This is a genomic window from Pseudomonas mendocina (assembly GCF_003008615.1).
Classification (GTDB): domain Bacteria; phylum Pseudomonadota; class Gammaproteobacteria; order Pseudomonadales; family Pseudomonadaceae; genus Aquipseudomonas; species Aquipseudomonas mendocina_C.
Genome location: NZ_CP027657.1, coordinates 4,495,920 through 4,513,055, shown reverse-complemented (window position 1 = coordinate 4,513,055; position 17,136 = coordinate 4,495,920). Strand labels below are relative to the sequence as shown.

Sequence of the window (17,136 nt, the reverse complement as noted above, 5' to 3'; positions counted from 1 at the left end):
CTGAGGGTGACAAGCATTCGTCTGGCGGGCAGCGCCGCCGTCGCGTCAGCTACCTCGATAGGTGGAGTAGCTGTAGGGGGAAATCAGTAGCGGTACGTGGTAGTGCTCCTGCTCGGCATCGATGCCAAAACGCAGTACCACCACATCGAGAAAAGCCGGTTCCGGCAGGCTGACACCGCGAGCACGGTAGTAGTCGCCAGCGTGGAAATGCAGTTGATAGACACCGCTGCGGTAGTCATCGCCCTGCAATACCGGCGCATCGCAACGGCCATCGTGGTTGGTCGCAACGGTGTTGATCAGCTCCAGCTGCGCGCCTTCGACGCGATACAGCTCGACCTTGATGCCACTCCCCGGACAACCGTGCGCAGCATCCAGTACATGTGTAGTCAAACGTCCCATGGCTCTCGGGCATCCGTCACGGCCAACGGCCTGCGAATACCGCACCTCCTCTGCTCTGTTGAAATCGGCTCGTCGCAGTGCTCCAACGCTTTGGCAGGATAGCACGCGAGGCGAATATAAAACATTTAATGATAAAATTGTACACAATAAAACCGACAAAGATCATGGCAATGGCTCCACCTTCACCAATCCGAACTACTCCGCAGCACAACAGACAAGCCTGTAGAACGCCATATAGCTGACCAATCAGGCAAGTTTCTTGCTTGACTCAGCACGGAAGAGAATGACGAAATTCAGATTTACAAACGACAACTAATTTTGTATACAATTAGCCATCCAGGTCGCGCAGCCATCGATTTCAGGACGCGCAAAGACCGCAACATTCCAGACAGGAAGACTGCAGTGAACGCTGATTACCCACGTGACTTGATCGGCTACGGCGCAAACCCACCTCATCCGCACTGGCCGGACGATGCCCGCGTCGCCTTGTCCTTCGTGCTCAATTACGAAGAAGGCGGTGAGCGCAACATTCTCCATGGCGACAAGGAGTCCGAAGCGTTTCTGTCCGAGATGGTCGCCGCTCAGCCACTGCAGGGCCAGCGCAACCTGTGCATGGAGTCGCTCTACGAATACGGCAGCCGCGCCGGTGTCTGGCGCCTGCTCAACCTGTTCAAGCAGCACGACATTCCGCTGACCGTCTTCGCCGTGGCCATGGCCGCGCAGCGTCATCCCGAGGTGATTCGCGAAATGGTCGCTGCCGGCCACGAGATCTGCAGCCACGGCTACCGCTGGATCGATTACCAGAACACCGACGAAGCCACCGAGCGCGAACACATGCTCGAGGCCATCCGCATCCTCACCGAGCTGACCGGCGAGCGTCCTCTGGGCTGGTACACCGGCCGCCTGGGTCCGAACACCCGACGCATCGTGCGCGAGGAAGGCGGTTTTCTCTACGATTCCGACACCTATGACGACGATCTGCCCTATTGGGATCCGGCCAGCACGCCGGAAAAACCGCATCTGGTGATCCCCTACACCCTGGATACCAACGACATGCGCTTCACCCAGGTGCAGGGCTTCAACAAGGGCGACGACTTCTTCGAATACCTCAAGGACGCCTTCGACGTGCTCTACGCCGAGGGTGAAGCTGGCGCGCCGAAGATGCTATCGATTGGCATGCACTGCCGCCTGCTCGGCCGCCCCGCTCGCCTGGCCTCGCTGGCGCGCTTCCTCGAATACGTGAAGAGCCACGACAAGGTCTGGTGCGCCCGCCGCGTCGACATTGCCAAGCACTGGCACGCCACTCACCCCTTCCGCGCGACCGAATGACAAGAGAGCCGCCCATGAGCCGTTTCCAGACCCTGACGCCCTCCCAACTGAGCCGTGACGCGTTCGTCGCTGCCTTCGCCGATATCTACGAGCACTCGCCGTGGGTCGCCGAAAAAGCCTACGACCTCGGCCTGGACAGCTCCATCGATGAAATCGAGACGCTGCAGCAGCGCATGGCCGACATCCTCCTGTCTGCCAGCCATGATGCGCAGTTGGCACTGATCAATGCGCACCCGGATCTGGCCGGCAAGGCTGCCGTGCGTGGAGAGTTGACGGCCTCCAGCACCGCCGAACAATCAGGCGCCGGTATCCACGAATGCACTGCCCAAGAGTTCGCCCGCTTCACCGAACTCAACGATGCCTACAAGGCCAAGTTCGGCTTCCCCTTCATCAAGGCGGTCAAGGGCAGCAATCGCCACCAGATCCTGGCAGCCTTCGAAGAACGCATTCACAACACGCCGGAGCAGGAATTCCAGACCGCCCTGGCCGAGATCAACAAGATCGCGATGTTCCGCCTGCAGCAACTGTAAGCGCTGCAACCTCCCCTCTCTAACAGAACAAGTAGAACAGCCATGCGTAGCCTGACCATCGAGCCCCTGAGCAAAGAAGCCTTCGCACCCTTCGGTGACGTGATCGAAACCGAAAACAGCGAGTTCTTCATGATCAACAACGGTTCCACCCGCCGCTATCACAAGCTGGCCACCGTGGAGACCGCACAGCCGGAGGACAAGGCCATCATCAGCATCTTCAGCGCCGAATCGCTGCAGATGCCGTTGACCATCCGCATGCTGGAACGCCATCCGCTGGGCAGCCAGGCTTTCATCCCGCTGCTCGGCAACCCCTTTCTGATCGTGGTCGCGCCAGTTGGCGATGTACCTGTATCAGGTTCCGTCCGTGCCTTCCTCAGCAATGGCAGGCAGGGCGTCAATTACCATCGCGGCGTCTGGCACCACCCGGTGCTGACGATCGAAAAGCGGGATGACTTCCTGGTGGTTGATCGCAGTGGTTCCGGCAACAACTGCGATGAGCATTTCTTCAATGAGGACGAGCTTCTTCTCCTCGAACCCCACCAATAAGAGAAGCCCGGGGCTGGCGTGCCTCCCCCGGGAAAGAGGTACAGATCGTGGAAGCACATTTCACCGAATGGCTAAACCTGGGCATCCGCTGGATCCATATGATCACCGGCATCGCCTGGATCGGCGCATCCTTCTATTTCGTCTGGCTGGAAAACAACCTCAACCGTAGCAACCCACGCGAGGGCCTGTCGGGCGACCTCTGGGCGATTCACGGCGGCGGCATCTACCACCTGGAAAAGTACAAGCTGGCTCCGCCGAAAATGCCGGAGAACCTGCACTGGTTCAAATGGGAGGCCTACTTCACCTGGCTGTCGGGCGTCGCTCTGTTGCTGGTGGTGTACTACCTCAACCCCAGCCTTTACCTGATCAAGCCAGGCGTCGAACTGGCCCCCGCCATGGGTATCGCCATTGGCCTGGGCTCGATGCTCGCCGGTTACGTGATCTATCACTTTCTCTGCGACTCGCCACTGGGCAAGCGCCCCGCCCTGCTCGGCGCCGTGCTGTTCGTGCTGATCATCGCCGCGGCGTATGGCTTCAGCCTGATCTTCAGCGGCCGCGCGGCCTACATTCATGTCGGCGCCATCATCGGCACGATCATGGTCGGCAACGTGTTCTTCACCATCATGCCGGCCCAGCGTGCGCTGGTTAAGGCGATCGAGACCAACACCACGCCCGATCCGCTGCTGCCGGCCAAGGGCCTGCTGCGCTCGCGCCACAACAACTACTTCACCCTGCCGGTGCTGTTCATCATGATCAGCAACCACTTCCCGAGCACCTATGGCAGCCAGTACAACTGGCTGATCCTGGCGGGTATCGCGATCCTGGCGGTGCTGGTGCGTCACTACTTCAACACGCGCCACGACAGCAACAAGTTCGTCTGGACACTGCCAGCCGCTGCACTGGGCATGATCTGCCTGGCTTATGTCACCTCCCCGACAAGCCGTGCACCAGCGGTTATTCCGGTCGCTGCTGTGGAACAGCCGGCCAGCACAGACACAGCCCAGGTCGAAGCGAACAATGAAGCGACCCCGACCGAGCCCGTGGCCAGTGAGGCTGCAGCCCCTGCAGCAGGCAATGCTGATTTCGCCAAGGTGGAAAGCGTGATCCATGAGCGCTGCACCGTGTGCCACTCGGTCACCCCGAGCAGCCCGATGTTCAGCGCCCCGCCCGCCGGTTTCATGCTCGACACCCCCGAGCAGATGAAGGCCCAGGCCGCGAAGATTCATGCGCAGACCGTGGCCAGCCAGATCATGCCGCTGGGCAACATCACCCAGATGACCCAGGACGAACGCGACCTGATCGGTAGCTGGATCGCCAAAGGCGCTCAGATCAACTGATTGCCACACATGCCGCGCCCCACGAAGGCGCGGCATCTTTTTACAAGGACGGCACACGGATGCCGTCAAAAGCCGCCGGCAGTGCGAACTGACCGGCGGCTTGTTTTTTGTGCACAATCCTTAAATAAATTGTTTTTAACCCTGTTACCAAGTTGTTATAGTCGCCACATCTTGACCGAGTGGACAGGTTTCATTCGCTCAGGGCAGAGGTGCCGTGAAGCCTCGTGTAAGCCCATGACCGTATAAAAACAAATGGCAGGCTATGACATGACTACCGACCGCAACGCCCCAGCTACGCCCAGCGTCCGCAACGAACTGATCTATCAACTGGACGACACTCCCGCCTTCCTCCCCGCTGTGTTCGCCGCGCTGCAGCATGTGCTGGCCAGCTTCGTCGCCATCATCACTCCTACCCTGATCGTCGGCAGTGTGCTCGGCCTCGGCGCTCACGTGCCCTATCTGGTCAGCATGGCGCTGTTCGTCTCAGGCCTCGGCACCTTCGTCCAGGCCAAGCGCATCGGCCCGGTCGGCTCCGGCCTGCTCTGCCTGCAGGGCACCAGCTTCGGTTTTCTCAGCGTGATCCTCAGCGCCGGTTTCATCGTCAAGGGCCGTGGTGGCAGCGAGGAGGAGATTCTCTCGACCATCTTCGGCGTGTGCTTCTGCGCCGCCTTCGTCGAGATTTTCTTCAGTCAGTTCATTGGCAAGCTGCGCATGGTGATCACTCCGGTGGTCACCGGCACCATCATCTGCCTGATGGGTTTGTCACTGATCAAGGTCGGCATGACCGACTTCGCCGGCGGCTACGGCGCCGAGGATCTGGGCGCGCTGCACCACCTAGCGCTTGGCGCCCTGGTATTGCTGACCATCGTCGTACTCAACCGCTCCTCGTCGCAGATGCTGCGTCTGTCTGCTGTCATCGTCGCCCTGACGCTGGGCTTCGCCGTGGCCTGGCTGACCGGTCGAGTGGATTTCAGCGAGATGGCCGAGGTGCCGCTGATCAGCGTGCCGCAGCCGTTCAAGTACGGCTTCAGCTTCGACCTGGTGGCGTTCATTCCGATTGCGGTGATCTTCCTCATCACCCCGCTGGAAACCGCGGGCGACCTGACCGCCAACTCGATCATCTCCAAGCAACCGGTCAAAGGCCCGCTGTACATGCGCCGAATCAAGTCCGGAGTGCTGGCCGATGGCTGCAACTCGGCGATGGCGGCGATGTTCAACAGCCTGCCGATGACCACTTTCAGCCAGAACAACGGGGTGATTCAGCTCACTGGCGTGGCCAGCCGCCATGTCGCGCTATACATCGCTGCGATCCTCGTTCTGCTTGGGCTGTTTCCCATGGTCGGTGCGGTGCTGCAACTGATGCCCAAACCGGTATTGGGCGGCGCCACCCTGATCATGTTCGGCACCGTGGCTGTGGCCGGCATCAAGATCCTCACCGAGGCGGGCCTGCATCGACGCAACATGCTCATCGTCTCCATTTCCCTCGGCCTGGGGCTCGGCGTGGCAGCAGTGCCCGAGGCACTGGCGCAGATGCCGGAGATGCTACGCAATATCCTCGGCTCGCCGATTGCCATCGGCGCCTTCAGCGCCATCGCGTTGAACGTGTTCCTGCCGGAAGAACCCGTGGCCGAGGATGACTACGACCCCGAGGCGCACCTGCACACCGTGCTGCAGAACCGCCAGGACGACGCCAACGACGACCGCCTGAATACCCTCAGCCGCGACCTCGCCCCAGCGCCACGCTCGAACTGACCCGGTCTTAACCGAACACTCCCGGCGGCATGCCGCCGGGAACAGACGCCTGCACCTCAACAACAAGGAAAATCCATGAAACTCAAGCATCTGCCTCACTGCCTGGCCCTCGCCTGCGGGCTTGGCGCCGCCCAGCAAAGCCTCGCCGGCGACCTGCTTTTCTGGCAGGACAACAGCCTGTCGTACCTGTATGGCGAGAACTTCCAGCGCATGAACTTCAATGGCGAGGAACAGCGTACCCAGACCACCTTCACCTTCGAGCACGCCAGCGGCTGGGCCTGGGGCGATATCTTCTACTTCCTCGACTACATTCGTGCCGACAACGTGCAGACCCGCGGCAGCTTCGATAACGGTAGCTTCCGCCAGCACGACAAGGACTCCTTTTACTACATGGAGTTTTCCCCACGCGTGAGCCTGAGCTGGCTGACCGGGCAGAAGTTGGCCGCCGGCCCGATCAAGGACGTCTTCGCCGCCTTCACCTACGAGAAAGGCAATGGCGGCCCGGGCCCGGAGAACTACCTGTACGGCATCGGCCTGGACTGGGACGTACCCGGCTTCACCTTCTTCAAGACCAACCTGTACCAGGTGAAGATCAACAACCACACCTTCTTCGCCGACGCGGGCAACAACGGCTACGCCACCCAGCTGACCGTCAGCGCGGCATACCCGTTCAGCATCGGTGATCAGGACTTTCTGGTCGACGGTTTCGTCGACTGGCGCTCGCCGTCTCGCGATGCCGGCACCCAGACCTCGGTAGGTTCCTCGATCCAGGTCAAGTGGGATGCGGGCAAGGCGCTGTTCGGCAAGGAGCGCCAGCTCTATGTCGGCACCGAAGTGAACATGTGGCGCGCCAAATATGGGGTCAAGCCAGTGGACGGCTCGGACGATCGCTTCGACCAGACCGCCGTACAGGCCCTGGTCAAGTACCACTTCTGATCACGCATCACGAATCTCTGCGTGACGTCGGATAGGGACGTCATGCCGAGCAAGGGGCAATGACGGTTTCGTCATTGCCCCTTTTCTTTGGATTCACACCTCGGCAGGCGCCCCGACCCAAGTCGTGATAACGCCCCAGACGAGTGCGCAACGCGTCGTGACGGTGCAGAAGTTCGTCACGACAAGCATGAATTTGACCTAAAGGTCAATATTTTGCACCCAATAAAACAACATTTTTGTATCCAAAACGGCATTCAACCATGTTCAAGACACGATTTTATGTGTACAAAGCCAACAGGCTCCTATCCAGATCACTGTTGAAAAAGCTGTATACACAGATTCATTCAACAATCGTCGACAACTTGGAATGGAACCTGCAGACAAATCTCTTCACAGGCTTAGCGGCCACACAACAACATTCGAGAGCTGTCCATGTCCAACGCCGAAGACTTCCACATCAAGCACATCGACCCCTCGTTGCATAACGAGGATCTCGCGCCACTCGCCCCGGAGAAACGCAAATGGGGCTGGTTCGAAATCTTCAACGTCTGGACCAACGACATCCAGAGCCTGTTCGGCTACACCCTGGCCGCCACCCTGTTCATCTCCTACGGCCTCAATGGCTGGGCGGTACTGGCCGGCATCGTGCTGTCGGGCTTCATCGTCATGGGGTTGGTGCAGTTGACGGGCAAGCCGAGCGTCAAGTACGGCATTCCGTTCCCGGTCATGGCCCGCTCGAGCATGGGAGTGCGCGGCGCCAACTTCCCCGCCGTAGTACGCGGCATCGTGGCGATCTTCTGGTACGGTGTGCAGACCTACTTCGCCTCCACGGCGGTAGCGCTGCTGATCACCGCCCTTGCCGGCCCGGGTTCGGAGGCCAAGTTCCTTGGCCTGACCGCCGTAGGCTGGATTTCCTACATCATCGTCTGCGTGTTCCAGGTCGCCTTGTTCATGCGCGGCATCGACTGGGTGGCCAAGTTCCTCAACTTCGCAGGCCCGGTGGTGTACCTGGTGATGATCGCGCTGATGGGCATGATCTGGTACAAGGCCGGCCCGGATCTGCTCGGCGAACTGGGCAACATCTTCCGTGGCACCGGTGAATATGCTGGCGGCCCCATTGCAGCCTTCTTCGCTGTGGTCGGCACCATGGTCGCCTACTTCGCTGCCGTGGTGATCAATTACGGCGACTTCTCGCGCTTCGTGAAAAGCCACAAGCACATGACTGCCGGTAACTTCTTCGGTCTACCGGTCAGCCTGACCTTCTTCTCCATCATCGCCCTGATCATCACCGCCGGCACCGTGGTGGTGTTTGGCGAAACCCTGACCAACCCGACCGAGATCGTCGCCCGCGTCGACAACCTGGCTCTGACCATCATCGCCGCGCTGACCTTCTTCGTCGCCACGGTGAGCATCAACCTGGTGGCCAACTTCATCCCGCCAGCCTACGACATCGCCAACCTGGCACCGGGCCGCATCAGCGCTCGTACCGGCGGCATGATCACCGCAGCCATCGCCTTCTTCATCGGTGCACTGTGGGTGTCGTTCATCAGCAACATGGGCATCGCCGCCTTCGTCGATACGCTGGGTGCGATCCTGGCGCCGCTGTACGGCATCATGGTTGCCGACTACTACCTGATTCGCCGCCAACACCTGAACGTGCAGCACCTGTTCAGTGCCGAACCGGGCTCGACCTACTACTTCAACGGCGGCTGGAACCGCAAGGCGATGATCGCCTTCGGCGTGGCCTCGGTGTTCTCGGTCGCCTCGGTGTGGATGCCAGGCCTAAGCCAACTGGCTGGCTACGGCTGGATTCTCGGCGCCCTGCTCGGCGCTGCCCTGCACTATGGCCTAATGCGCAACCACGCCAGTGCCTTGCAGCGCGCCAACGCCGCTGCCTGATCGGGTCAATCGCTAGTCGAAACCGGCGCCCTGGCGCCGGTTTTGGCTTTCTGGCGTTCAAGAAAATCCACCTTCCAGCGCTCCACGCCGATGTATTCACTGTCCAGATTGGCCTCTACCCCGTGCCTGGCCTTCAGCGCTGCCACCAGCTGCGCGCGCTCGCCAAGGAAGCGGTCGAAGCGTGCCAGCACCTCGGGATAAGCGCTGCTCGACAGGTGGAAAGTGCCGCGGGTATGCGGCAGCGTCGGGTCGAATACCAGAGCGCCTGGCCGGGCGCGGATGTTGTCGAGGTAATAGGTCGCCACCACCACGTTGAAGTAGGCGCCATCACTTTCCTTCCTCAGCGTCTGACGAATCATCTGCCGCAGATCCTCGCTGTAGCGCGGCTGCACTGCTCCGCTGGCGATGCGTTCCTCGTAGCCATGGGGCGTCCAGCCCTGCACCAGCGCCAGACGGCGAATGTTCTCCGGCGCCTGGCCCTGGCGATCGGGTGCCACCAACACACCATCCACGTAGTCGACCACTGCCTGGCTGTAATGCAGCGTCATGCCTGCCTTCTGCGTCTGCGCCCAGAGCGGGCTGTCCGGGTACTTGAAGTCGATCTCACCACGCTGCAGCGCCGGCAACAACTGATCGACCGGCAGAGCCTTGTAACTCAGGCTCAGACCACTGTCGGCCGCGAAGGCATCGAGCAGCTCACGGGCGAAACCCTGATAGCGGCCCTGGGCATCGAGGCTGTAATGCGGCGCGAATGACAGAGCCTCGACACCGACTACTAGCGTCTGGGCGCTGGCCAGCGGAGTCAGCAAAACGGCAGATAACAGACACAGTCGAGCCTGCTGCATACGAGCACTTCCTTTTATTGTTGTATGGATACGCGGGGGATCAGCCGCCGGTCATGCTCATGAAGCGCACCACCTGCACCTGCTCATCAGTAGCGAAGTGATGCCGCTCGGGCTTGAGGCGTAGCGCGCCGATCAGCGCCTGACGCAAACGCTCGTCGTCGCCGGGATGAGCGCGTAGCAGACGCTTGAGATCCAGCGCATCGTCATGACCGAGACAGAGCACCAGCTTGCCCTCGGCAGTGACTCGCACCCGGTTGCAGTCACCACAGAAGTTGTGGCTGTGCGGCGAGATGAAACCGATCTGGGTCTGCGTACCGGCCACCTGCCAATAGCGTGACGGCCCGCCGGTGACCTTGCTGCTGCGCACCAGCGCATGTCGCTGCTCGATGCGCTGACGCACCTCATCGCTGGAGCAGAAGGTCAGTTGCCGCTCGTGGCTGACCACGCTGCCCAGCGGCATCTCCTCGATGAAGCTGATGTCCAGCCCACGTTCGATGGCGAACTCGACCAGATCGAGCACCTCGTCATCGTTGCGACCGCTCTGCACCACGCTGTTGAGCTTGATTCGTTCGAAACCGGCGGCGCGCGCCGCCTCGATGCCGGCCAGCACCTGATCGAGCTTGTCGCGCCGGGTGAAGACAGCGAAGCGCTCGCGTTGCAGAGAATCCAGGCTGATATTCAGACGCCGCACGCCTGCCGCGCGTAGGGGCACTGCCATCTCTGCCAGTTGCGAGCCGTTGGTGGTAATCGCCAGATCCTCCAACTCCTCGCGGCCGCCCAGGCGCTGCAGCAGGCTCAGCAGGTTCTTGCGCACCAGCGGCTCCCCTCCGGTGATGCGGATGCGTCGTACACCCAGCCCGATGAAGGCATCGGCCACGGCGTAAAGTTCTTCCAGACTGAGAATCTGCTGACGCGGCGCGAACTGCATGTCTTCGCTCATGCAGTAGGTGCAGCGGAAATCGCAGCGGTCGGTCACCGACAAACGCAGGTAGGTGATGCGCCGGCCGAACGGGTCGACGAGCTGATGGGGATTCACGGCAGGTCTCCTGGAGCGTCGCGCGCCAAGACTTTTTTGTCATGGATAAGGCTGCGAAGGATAAAAACAGAAAAGCATTTTTTTGTATACATAAATCTGACCTCAAGGTCAGATAGACGCTGTGCAGCCCGTGGCCACTGGCTTGAGCCCCGCGCGAAGCCGGTGCTACCATGCCCGACCGCCGCCCGGCGGCCGAGAAAAACACAGGGCCTTATGACCAGCATACGCGAGCGTAACAAAGAGCTCATTCTCCGCGCAGCCAGCGAAGAGTTCGCCGACAAGGGCTTCGCCGCCACCAAGACCAGTGACATTGCGGCCAAGGCAGGCCTGCCCAAGCCCAACGTCTACTACTACTTCAAGTCCAAGGAAAACCTCTACCGCGAGGTACTGGAAAGCATCATCGAGCCTCTGCTGGCCGCCTCTTCACCCTTCAACCAGCCGGGCCACCCGAGCGACGTGCTGACCGCCTACATCCGCTCGAAAATTCGCATCTCCCGCGAGCTGCCGCACGCCTCCAAGGTGTTCGCCAGCGAGATCATGCACGGCGCGCCGCACCTGTCTCCAGAGCAAACCGAGCAGCTCAATGCCCAGGCCAAGCACAACATCGCCTGCATCCAGCGCTGGGTCGATCAGGGCCTGATGGCGAAAGTCGACCCGCACCACCTGCTGTTCAGCATCTGGGCCGCGACCCAAACCTACGCCGACTTCGACTGGCAGATTTCCATCGTAACCGGCAAGGCCACCCTCGACGACGCCGACTACGAAGCCGCCGCACAGACCATCATCCGCCTGGTGCTCAAAGGCTGCGAAGTCAGTCCAGCGCCGTCGACCGCGTCCGAACTGGTGACCAGCGCCTAACTCGAACCCACGGCATATGCCGAACCCGTAGGGTGCGCCATGCGCACCGAGTTTACGACGCGGACGTTCGGGAAGCCCGGTGACCAGCGCCTAAACGCCGACGCCTAGTCGGGGCGATTCGGTAGGGTGCGCCGCGCTCACCACGGTCAAGGGCCGTTTCGGAGATCGCAGGACAGTTCGCTGGTTACCGACCCACCCGCCCTGGTGGATGCAAAAAGCGACATCCCCCCTACCCCGACTCAAAGGCGGCGAAGTCAGCCGGTGCGCACGGCGCACCCTACCCCCACGATACCCTACGCCCCCGCGTCGGCCTGCAAGCCCAATGACTCCAGTGCACTGACTGCACACTGCTCGTCGATGTCCGAGGTATCACCGGTGATGCCGACAGCACCGATCACATCGCCGCGCTCGTCGCGAATCAACACGCCACCCGGCGCAGGCACCAGGCTGCCCTGAGCCAGGTTGTTGACCGCCCCGATGAATGCCGGGCGCTGCAGCGCATCGCTAGCGATCAGTCGCGAGCCCTTGCCCAGTGCCAACGCACCCCAGGCCTTGCCGATGGCGATCTGCGGACGCAACAGACTGGCACCGTCCTCACGTTGCAGACTGATCAGATGGCCGCCGGCATCCAGCACCGCGACGGTCAGCGGCGCGGCAGATCGGTCACGCCCCGCAGCCAGGGCATTGAGTGTGATGTTCAGGGCGATGTTCAGGTTAAGACTACTCACAGAGGCGATCTCCAAAACTGCAGAAAAGGCATCCACGCACACAAGTGCGCGGCATCAGAAAACGCCCTATGAAATAGCCGAACAGAAAGCGGATTACAATCATTGATCACAATTAAAATAAATTTTGTGCACAAAAAATAAAATCAAATAACTCAATCAAAGTATCGAATAAACACTCAGGCGTTGCGTGCCTCCCAGTAGCCCGGGGTGTTGTAGATACCCTTCAGATAATCGATGAAGAAGCGCACCTTGGCCGGCAGATAGCGCTGCTGCGGGTACACCGCCTGAATGTCGTAGGCCGGCAGTGCGTATTCGTCGAGCACCGTCACCAGCTCACCGGCCTTGAGCTCGGCCTGGATCTCCCAAGTGGAGCGCCAGCCAATCCCCAGCCCCTGCTTGACCCAGTTGTAGAGCAGTTCACCATCGTTGCAGTCGAGGTTGCCGGCGACCTTCACCGCCACCTGCCGACCTTCACGCAGGAACGTCCAGCCGCGCTGCTGGCCGCCCTGCATGTTGAACGCCAGACAGTTGTGCCGCACCAGGTCGTCCGGTGTGCGCGGCACGCCATACAGCTCGAAATAGCGCGGTGCCCCGCAGACCACGCGGCGATTGGGAAACAGCTTGATCGCCACGTAGTTGGGGTCGGTGACCTCACCGATACGGATGCCCATGTCGTAGCCCTGACGCACCAGATCGACCACGCTGTCGGTGAAGTTGAATGACAGCTTGAGGTCGGGGTAGCGCGCCAGAAACGCCGGCGCATGGGGCGCGATATGGCGCCGGCCGAACGCCGCCGGCGCAGAAACCACCAGATGCCCACGCACCGATTTGCCGCCGCGAGCGACGCTGGCATCCGCCTCGTCGAAGTCCTTGAGCAGGCTGCGGGCACGCTCCAGGTACTGCTCGCCAAGGTCGGTCAGTTGCAGCCCGCGCGTGGAGCGATGCATCAGCTTGACGCCCAGGTGTTGCTCCAACGCATCCAGCCGCCGGCCCATCACCACAGGCGTTACACCTTCACTGAGAGCGGCCGAGGCGAAGCTGCCGTTGTCGGCCACCAGAACGAAACTACGGATAAGGGTATGACGATCCATTCGATACTCCAGATATCGACAGAACTGAAGTATCCATCAATTCCCCCGCTTTCGCCCAGCCGTCATCCTCACCTCAACAGAAAAACAACCGACTCGAGAGGAATGGCCATGGCCAGAATGAGAGCAATCGAGGCCGCCGTACTGGTGATGCGCCGTGAAGGCGTTGATACCGCATTCGGCGTCCCCGGCGCTGCCATCAACCCCCTGTATGCCGCACTGAAGAAACTCGGTGGCATCGATCACGTCCTGGCCCGTCACGTCGAAGGCGCTTCGCACATGGCCGAGGGTTACACCCGCACCAACGCCGGCAACATCGGCGTGTGCATCGGCACCTCCGGCCCTGCCGGCACCGACATGGTCACCGGCCTGTACTCGGCGTCCGCCGACTCCATTCCGATTCTGTGCATCACCGGGCAGGCACCACGTGCGCGTATGCACAAGGAAGATTTCCAGGCCGTCGACATCACCAGCATCGTTGGCCCGGTCACCAAGTGGGCGACCACCGTGATGGAGCCTGGCCAGGTGCCGCGCGCATTCCAACGCGCCTTCCATGAAATGCGCAGCGGCCGTCCCGGCCCGGTGCTGATCGACCTGCCGTTCGACGTGCAGATGGCCGAAATCGAATTCGACATCGACGCCTACGAGCCGCTGCCAGTAGCCAAGCCGACCACCTCCCGCGTTCAAGCGGAGAAAGCCATCGCCCTGCTCAACGACGCCGAGCGCCCGCTGCTGGTCGCCGGTGGTGGCATCTTCAATGCCGATGCTGCAGACAAGCTGGTCGAGTTCGCCGAACTGACCGGCGTGCCGGTAGTGCCGACGCTGATGGGCTGGGGCGCGATTCCCGATGATCACAGGCTGATGGTCGGCATGGTCGGCCTGCAGACCTCGCATCGCTACGGCAACGCCACCCTGCTCGCCTCCGACCTGGTGTTCGGCATCGGCAACCGCTGGGCCAACCGCCACACCGGTTCGGTGGACGTGTACACCGAAGGCCGCAAGTTCATCCACGTAGATATCGAACCGACGCAGATCGGCCGCGTGTTCAACCCGGATCTGGGCATCGCCTCCGACGCTAGCAGCGCGCTGGATGCGTTCCTTGAGGTAGCCCGTGAATGGAAAGCCGCCGGCAAACTGAAAGACCGCAGCGCCTGGGTCGAAGCCTGCCGCGAACGCAAGCGCACCCTGCAGCGCAAGACCCACTTCGACAACGTGCCGGCCAAGCCGCAGCGCGTGTACGAGGAAATGAACGAAGCCTTTGGCAAGGACACCTGCTACGTCAGCACCATCGGTTTGTCGCAGATCGCCGGCGCGCAGTTCCTGCACGTGTACAAGCCGCGCCACTGGATCAACTGCGGCCAGGCCGGTCCGCTGGGCTGGACCATCCCGGCCGCCCTCGGCGTGGTCAAGGCCGACCCGCAGCGCCAGGTCGTGGCGCTGTCCGGCGACTACGACTTCCAGTTCATGATCGAAGAGCTGGCCGTCGGCGCTCAGTTCAACCTGCCGTACATCCACGTGCTGGTGAACAACGCCTACCTGGGCCTGATCCGCCAGGCGCAGCGCGGCTTCGACATCGATTACTGCGTGCAACTGGCGTTCGAGAACATCAACGCAGAGGAGCTGGGCGGTTACGGCGTCGACCACGTCGCCGTGGTCGAGGGCCTGGGTTGCAAGGCGATCCGCGTGTTCGACCCGAACGAGCTGCAGAACGCCTTCGCCGAAGCCAAGCGCCTGATGGCCGAGCATCGCGTGCCGGTGGTGGTCGAGATCATCCTGGAGCGTGTCACCAACATCTCCATGGGCACCGAGATCAACGCCATCAACGAGTTCGAGGAACTGGCCGAGCGCGGCGTCGACGCCCCGACCGCCATCGCCCTGCTGGATTGACCCGTAGGGTGCGCCGCGCGTACCGCTGGTGCGCACGGCGCACCCTACCTCGGCGACGTAGCCCGGATGCAATCCGGGAAATACCGCAACACCCCGGATTGCATCCGGGCTACGACAAATAGGAGCGACACCATGCCCCGTTTTGCTGCCAACCTGTCCATGCTGTTCACCGAGGTGGACTTCCTGGATCGTTTCGCCGCCGCTGCCGACGCCGGTTTCAGCGGTGTGGAATACCTCTTCCCCTATGACTTCGCGGCAGAAAAGATCAAGGCCCGCCTCGACGCCAACAAACTGGAACAGGTGCTGTTCAACCTGCCGGCCGGCGACTGGGCCAAGGGCGAACGCGGCATCGCCTGCCACCCGGATCGCGTCGAGGAGTTCCGTGCCGGCGTCGACAAGGCCATCGCCTACGCCAAGGTGCTGGGCAACAAGCAGATCAACTGCCTGGCCGGCATCCGCCCGCAGGACGCGGACTGCGCCAGCGTGGAAAAGACCTTCGTCGACAACCTGCGCTATGCCGCCGACAAGCTGGCCGGCGCCGGTATCCGCCTGGTCATGGAAGCCATCAACACCCGCGACATTCCCGGCTTCTACCTGAACAACACCAAGCAGGCATTGGAGATCCGCGACAAGGTCGGCAGCACCAACCTGTACCTGCAGTACGACATCTATCACATGCAGATCATGGAAGGTGACCTGGCCCGCACGGTTGAAAGCAACCTGGCCGCCATCAATCACGTACAGCTGGCAGACAACCCGGGCCGCAACGAGCCGGGCACTGGCGAGATCAACTACCGCTTCCTTTTCGAGCACCTGGATCGCATCGGCTACCAGGGTTGGATCGGCTGTGAATACAAGCCGGCAACCACCACCGCTGCCGGCCTCGGCTGGATGAAAAGCCACAACGCAATCTGACGGACTGCACCCATCCGTAGGAGCGGGTTCACCCGCGAAGCAGGCACCGCGCTGCATGGCACCGGCCTCGCCGGTGTTCGCGGATCAATCCGCTCCTACAGGCTCACCACCTACATCGAGGTTATCTCTCATGGCTAAAATCGGATTCATCGGCACCGGCATCATGGGCAAACCCATGGCGCAGAACCTGCAGAAAGCCGGCCACACCCTGTTCCTCTCCGAGCACCACGACCCGGCTCCGGCCGACCTGCTTGCAGCCGGCGCCATCGCCCTGGCCAACCCGCAGGAAGTCGCCCAGGAAGCCGAATTCATCATCGTCATGGTGCCGGATACCCCACAAGTCGAAGACGTGCTGTTCCGCGCTGATGGCGTTGCCGCTGGCGTTGGCGCCGGCAAAGTGGTGATCGACATGAGTTCGATCTCCCCCACCGCCACCAAGGCCTTCGCCGACAAGATCAAGGCCACCGGCGCCGCCTACCTGGACGCACCGGTGTCCGGCGGTGAAGTCGGGGCCAAGGCCGCGACCCTGTCGATCATGGTCGGTGGTTGCCCGAACGCCTTCGAGCGCGCCCTGCCGCTGTTCCAGGCCATGGGCAAGAACATCACCCGTGTCGGCGGCAATGGTGACGGCCAGACGGCCAAGGTGGCCAACCAGATCATCGTCGCGCTGAACATCCAGGCAGTGGCCGAAGCCCTGCTGTTCGCCGCCAGGAACGGCGCCGATCCAGCCAAGGTGCGTGAAGCGCTGATGGGCGGTTTCGCCGGTTCGAAGATTCTCGAAGTACATGGCGAGCGCATGATCAAGGGCACCTTCGACCCGGGCTTCCGCATCAGCCTGCACCAGAAGGATCTCAACCTGGCGCTGTCCGGCGCGCGCGAGCTGGGCCTGAACCTGCCCAACACCGCCAATGCCCAGCAGGTCTTCAGCACCTGCGCAGCCCTCGGCGGCAGCGGCTGGGATCATTCGGCTCTGATCAAGGGCCTGGAGCATATGGCCAACTTCAATATCCGCGGCGAGTAACAGAGCACCCTCTCCCCCGGCCCCTCTCCC

General features: G+C 61.6%; 16 protein-coding genes. 11 read left to right on the top strand and 5 right to left on the bottom strand.

The window, feature by feature from the left end:
• Positions 1 to 45 precede the first annotated feature (45 nt).
• On the bottom strand, positions 46 to 399 hold the full coding sequence (gene uraH / locus C7A17_RS20865; protein WP_106740008.1) for a hydroxyisourate hydrolase: 354 nt from the start codon (positions 397 to 399) through the stop codon (positions 46 to 48).
• A gap of 402 nt (positions 400 to 801) precedes the next feature.
• On the opposite strand from uraH, the gene puuE reads away from it, so the two are divergent.
• From puuE to C7A17_RS20830, 7 genes are all read left to right on the top strand, one after another.
• Positions 802 to 1,728 carry an allantoinase PuuE gene (gene puuE, locus C7A17_RS20860; protein ID WP_106740005.1) on the top strand — a complete coding sequence of 309 codons (927 nt, stop codon included), beginning with the start codon at positions 802 to 804 and terminating at the stop codon, positions 1,726 to 1,728.
• Positions 1,729 to 1,742: 14 nt separating this feature from the next.
• A complete protein-coding gene (gene uraD, locus C7A17_RS20855; protein ID WP_106740003.1) occupies positions 1,743 to 2,258 on the top strand; it encodes a 2-oxo-4-hydroxy-4-carboxy-5-ureidoimidazoline decarboxylase in 516 nt (171 codons plus the stop codon).
• 42 nt (positions 2,259 to 2,300) lie between these two features.
• Positions 2,301 to 2,804: an ureidoglycolate lyase gene (locus tag C7A17_RS20850; protein ID WP_106740001.1), complete on the top strand. Its 504-nt coding sequence runs from the start codon at positions 2,301 to 2,303 to the stop codon at positions 2,802 to 2,804.
• A gap of 47 nt (positions 2,805 to 2,851) precedes the next feature.
• Complete coding sequence (locus C7A17_RS20845) at positions 2,852 to 4,141, top strand: urate hydroxylase PuuD (protein WP_106739999.1); 1,290 nt, start codon at positions 2,852 to 2,854, stop codon at positions 4,139 to 4,141.
• Between the two features lie 267 nt (positions 4,142 to 4,408).
• Positions 4,409 to 5,893 (top strand): uracil-xanthine permease family protein, encoded by a 1,485-nt coding sequence (locus C7A17_RS20840; RefSeq protein ID WP_394337048.1) that lies wholly within the window; start codon positions 4,409 to 4,411, stop codon positions 5,891 to 5,893.
• Between the two features lie 75 nt (positions 5,894 to 5,968).
• Entirely contained in the window at positions 5,969 to 6,829 is an 861-nt protein-coding gene (locus tag C7A17_RS20835; protein WP_106739994.1) for an outer membrane protein OmpK, read from the top strand.
• Between the two features lie 432 nt (positions 6,830 to 7,261).
• Positions 7,262 to 8,728 (top strand): NCS1 family nucleobase:cation symporter-1, encoded by a 1,467-nt coding sequence (locus C7A17_RS20830; RefSeq protein ID WP_106739992.1) that lies wholly within the window; start codon positions 7,262 to 7,264, stop codon positions 8,726 to 8,728.
• A 5-nt stretch (positions 8,729 to 8,733) separates the two neighbouring features.
• Here C7A17_RS20830 and C7A17_RS20825 read toward each other — a convergent pair whose 3' ends face one another.
• Together C7A17_RS20825 and moaA are read right to left on the bottom strand one after the other, a co-directional pair.
• The gene (locus C7A17_RS20825; RefSeq protein ID WP_106739989.1) at positions 8,734 to 9,573 is read right to left on the bottom strand and encodes a transporter substrate-binding domain-containing protein; all 840 of its coding nucleotides are present in this window, start codon (positions 9,571 to 9,573) and stop codon (positions 8,734 to 8,736) included.
• A gap of 40 nt (positions 9,574 to 9,613) precedes the next feature.
• Positions 9,614 to 10,609: a GTP 3',8-cyclase MoaA gene (gene moaA / locus C7A17_RS20820; protein WP_106739987.1), complete on the bottom strand. Its 996-nt coding sequence runs from the start codon at positions 10,607 to 10,609 to the stop codon at positions 9,614 to 9,616.
• A 213-nt stretch (positions 10,610 to 10,822) separates the two neighbouring features.
• On the opposite strand from moaA, the gene C7A17_RS20815 reads away from it, so the two are divergent.
• On the top strand, positions 10,823 to 11,467 hold the full coding sequence (locus tag C7A17_RS20815; RefSeq protein ID WP_106739984.1) for a TetR/AcrR family transcriptional regulator: 645 nt from the start codon (positions 10,823 to 10,825) through the stop codon (positions 11,465 to 11,467).
• A gap of 293 nt (positions 11,468 to 11,760) precedes the next feature.
• Here the strand turns inward: C7A17_RS20815 and C7A17_RS20810 are convergent, their stop codons facing one another.
• Positions 11,761 to 12,195, bottom strand: a complete 435-nt coding sequence (locus C7A17_RS20810) for a GlcG/HbpS family heme-binding protein (RefSeq protein ID WP_106739982.1) — start codon at positions 12,193 to 12,195, stop codon at positions 11,761 to 11,763.
• Positions 12,196 to 12,371: 176 nt separating this feature from the next.
• Complete coding sequence (locus C7A17_RS20805; RefSeq protein WP_106739979.1) at positions 12,372 to 13,286, bottom strand: LysR family transcriptional regulator; 915 nt, start codon at positions 13,284 to 13,286, stop codon at positions 12,372 to 12,374.
• A 108-nt stretch (positions 13,287 to 13,394) separates the two neighbouring features.
• Between C7A17_RS20805 and gcl the strand changes: the two genes are divergently transcribed.
• From gcl to C7A17_RS20790, 3 genes are all read left to right on the top strand, one after another.
• Complete coding sequence (gcl, locus tag C7A17_RS20800; protein ID WP_106739977.1) at positions 13,395 to 15,170, top strand: glyoxylate carboligase; 1,776 nt, start codon at positions 13,395 to 13,397, stop codon at positions 15,168 to 15,170.
• Between the two features lie 132 nt (positions 15,171 to 15,302).
• Complete coding sequence (hyi, locus tag C7A17_RS20795) at positions 15,303 to 16,085, top strand: hydroxypyruvate isomerase (RefSeq protein WP_106739975.1); 783 nt, start codon at positions 15,303 to 15,305, stop codon at positions 16,083 to 16,085.
• A 130-nt stretch (positions 16,086 to 16,215) separates the two neighbouring features.
• Positions 16,216 to 17,106, top strand: coding sequence for a 2-hydroxy-3-oxopropionate reductase (locus tag C7A17_RS20790; protein WP_106739972.1), 891 nt, complete (start codon positions 16,216 to 16,218; stop codon positions 17,104 to 17,106).
• The last annotated feature ends 30 nt before the right edge of the window (positions 17,107 to 17,136 follow it).

What these genes read in the sequence shown, in the direction of transcription:
- uraH (WP_106740008.1), bottom strand. Translation starts at nt 399, where the DNA reads ATGGGACGTTTGACTACACATGTACTGGATGCTGCGCACGGTTGTCCG.
- uraD (WP_106740003.1), top strand. Translation starts at nt 1,743, where the DNA reads ATGAGCCGTTTCCAGACCCTGACGCCCTCCCAACTGAGCCGTGACGCG.
- C7A17_RS20850 (WP_106740001.1), top strand. Translation starts at nt 2,301, where the DNA reads ATGCGTAGCCTGACCATCGAGCCCCTGAGCAAAGAAGCCTTCGCACCC.
- C7A17_RS20840 (WP_394337048.1), top strand. Translation starts at nt 4,409, where the DNA reads ATGACTACCGACCGCAACGCCCCAGCTACGCCCAGCGTCCGCAACGAA.
- C7A17_RS20835 (WP_106739994.1), top strand. Translation starts at nt 5,969, where the DNA reads ATGAAACTCAAGCATCTGCCTCACTGCCTGGCCCTCGCCTGCGGGCTT.
- C7A17_RS20830 (WP_106739992.1), top strand. Translation starts at nt 7,262, where the DNA reads ATGTCCAACGCCGAAGACTTCCACATCAAGCACATCGACCCCTCGTTG.
- C7A17_RS20825 (WP_106739989.1), bottom strand. Translation starts at nt 9,573, where the DNA reads ATGCAGCAGGCTCGACTGTGTCTGTTATCTGCCGTTTTGCTGACTCCG.
- C7A17_RS20815 (WP_106739984.1), top strand. Translation starts at nt 10,823, where the DNA reads ATGACCAGCATACGCGAGCGTAACAAAGAGCTCATTCTCCGCGCAGCC.
- C7A17_RS20805 (WP_106739979.1), bottom strand. Translation starts at nt 13,286, where the DNA reads ATGGATCGTCATACCCTTATCCGTAGTTTCGTTCTGGTGGCCGACAAC.
- gcl (WP_106739977.1), top strand. Translation starts at nt 13,395, where the DNA reads ATGGCCAGAATGAGAGCAATCGAGGCCGCCGTACTGGTGATGCGCCGT.
- hyi (WP_106739975.1), top strand. Translation starts at nt 15,303, where the DNA reads ATGCCCCGTTTTGCTGCCAACCTGTCCATGCTGTTCACCGAGGTGGAC.
- C7A17_RS20790 (WP_106739972.1), top strand. Translation starts at nt 16,216, where the DNA reads ATGGCTAAAATCGGATTCATCGGCACCGGCATCATGGGCAAACCCATG.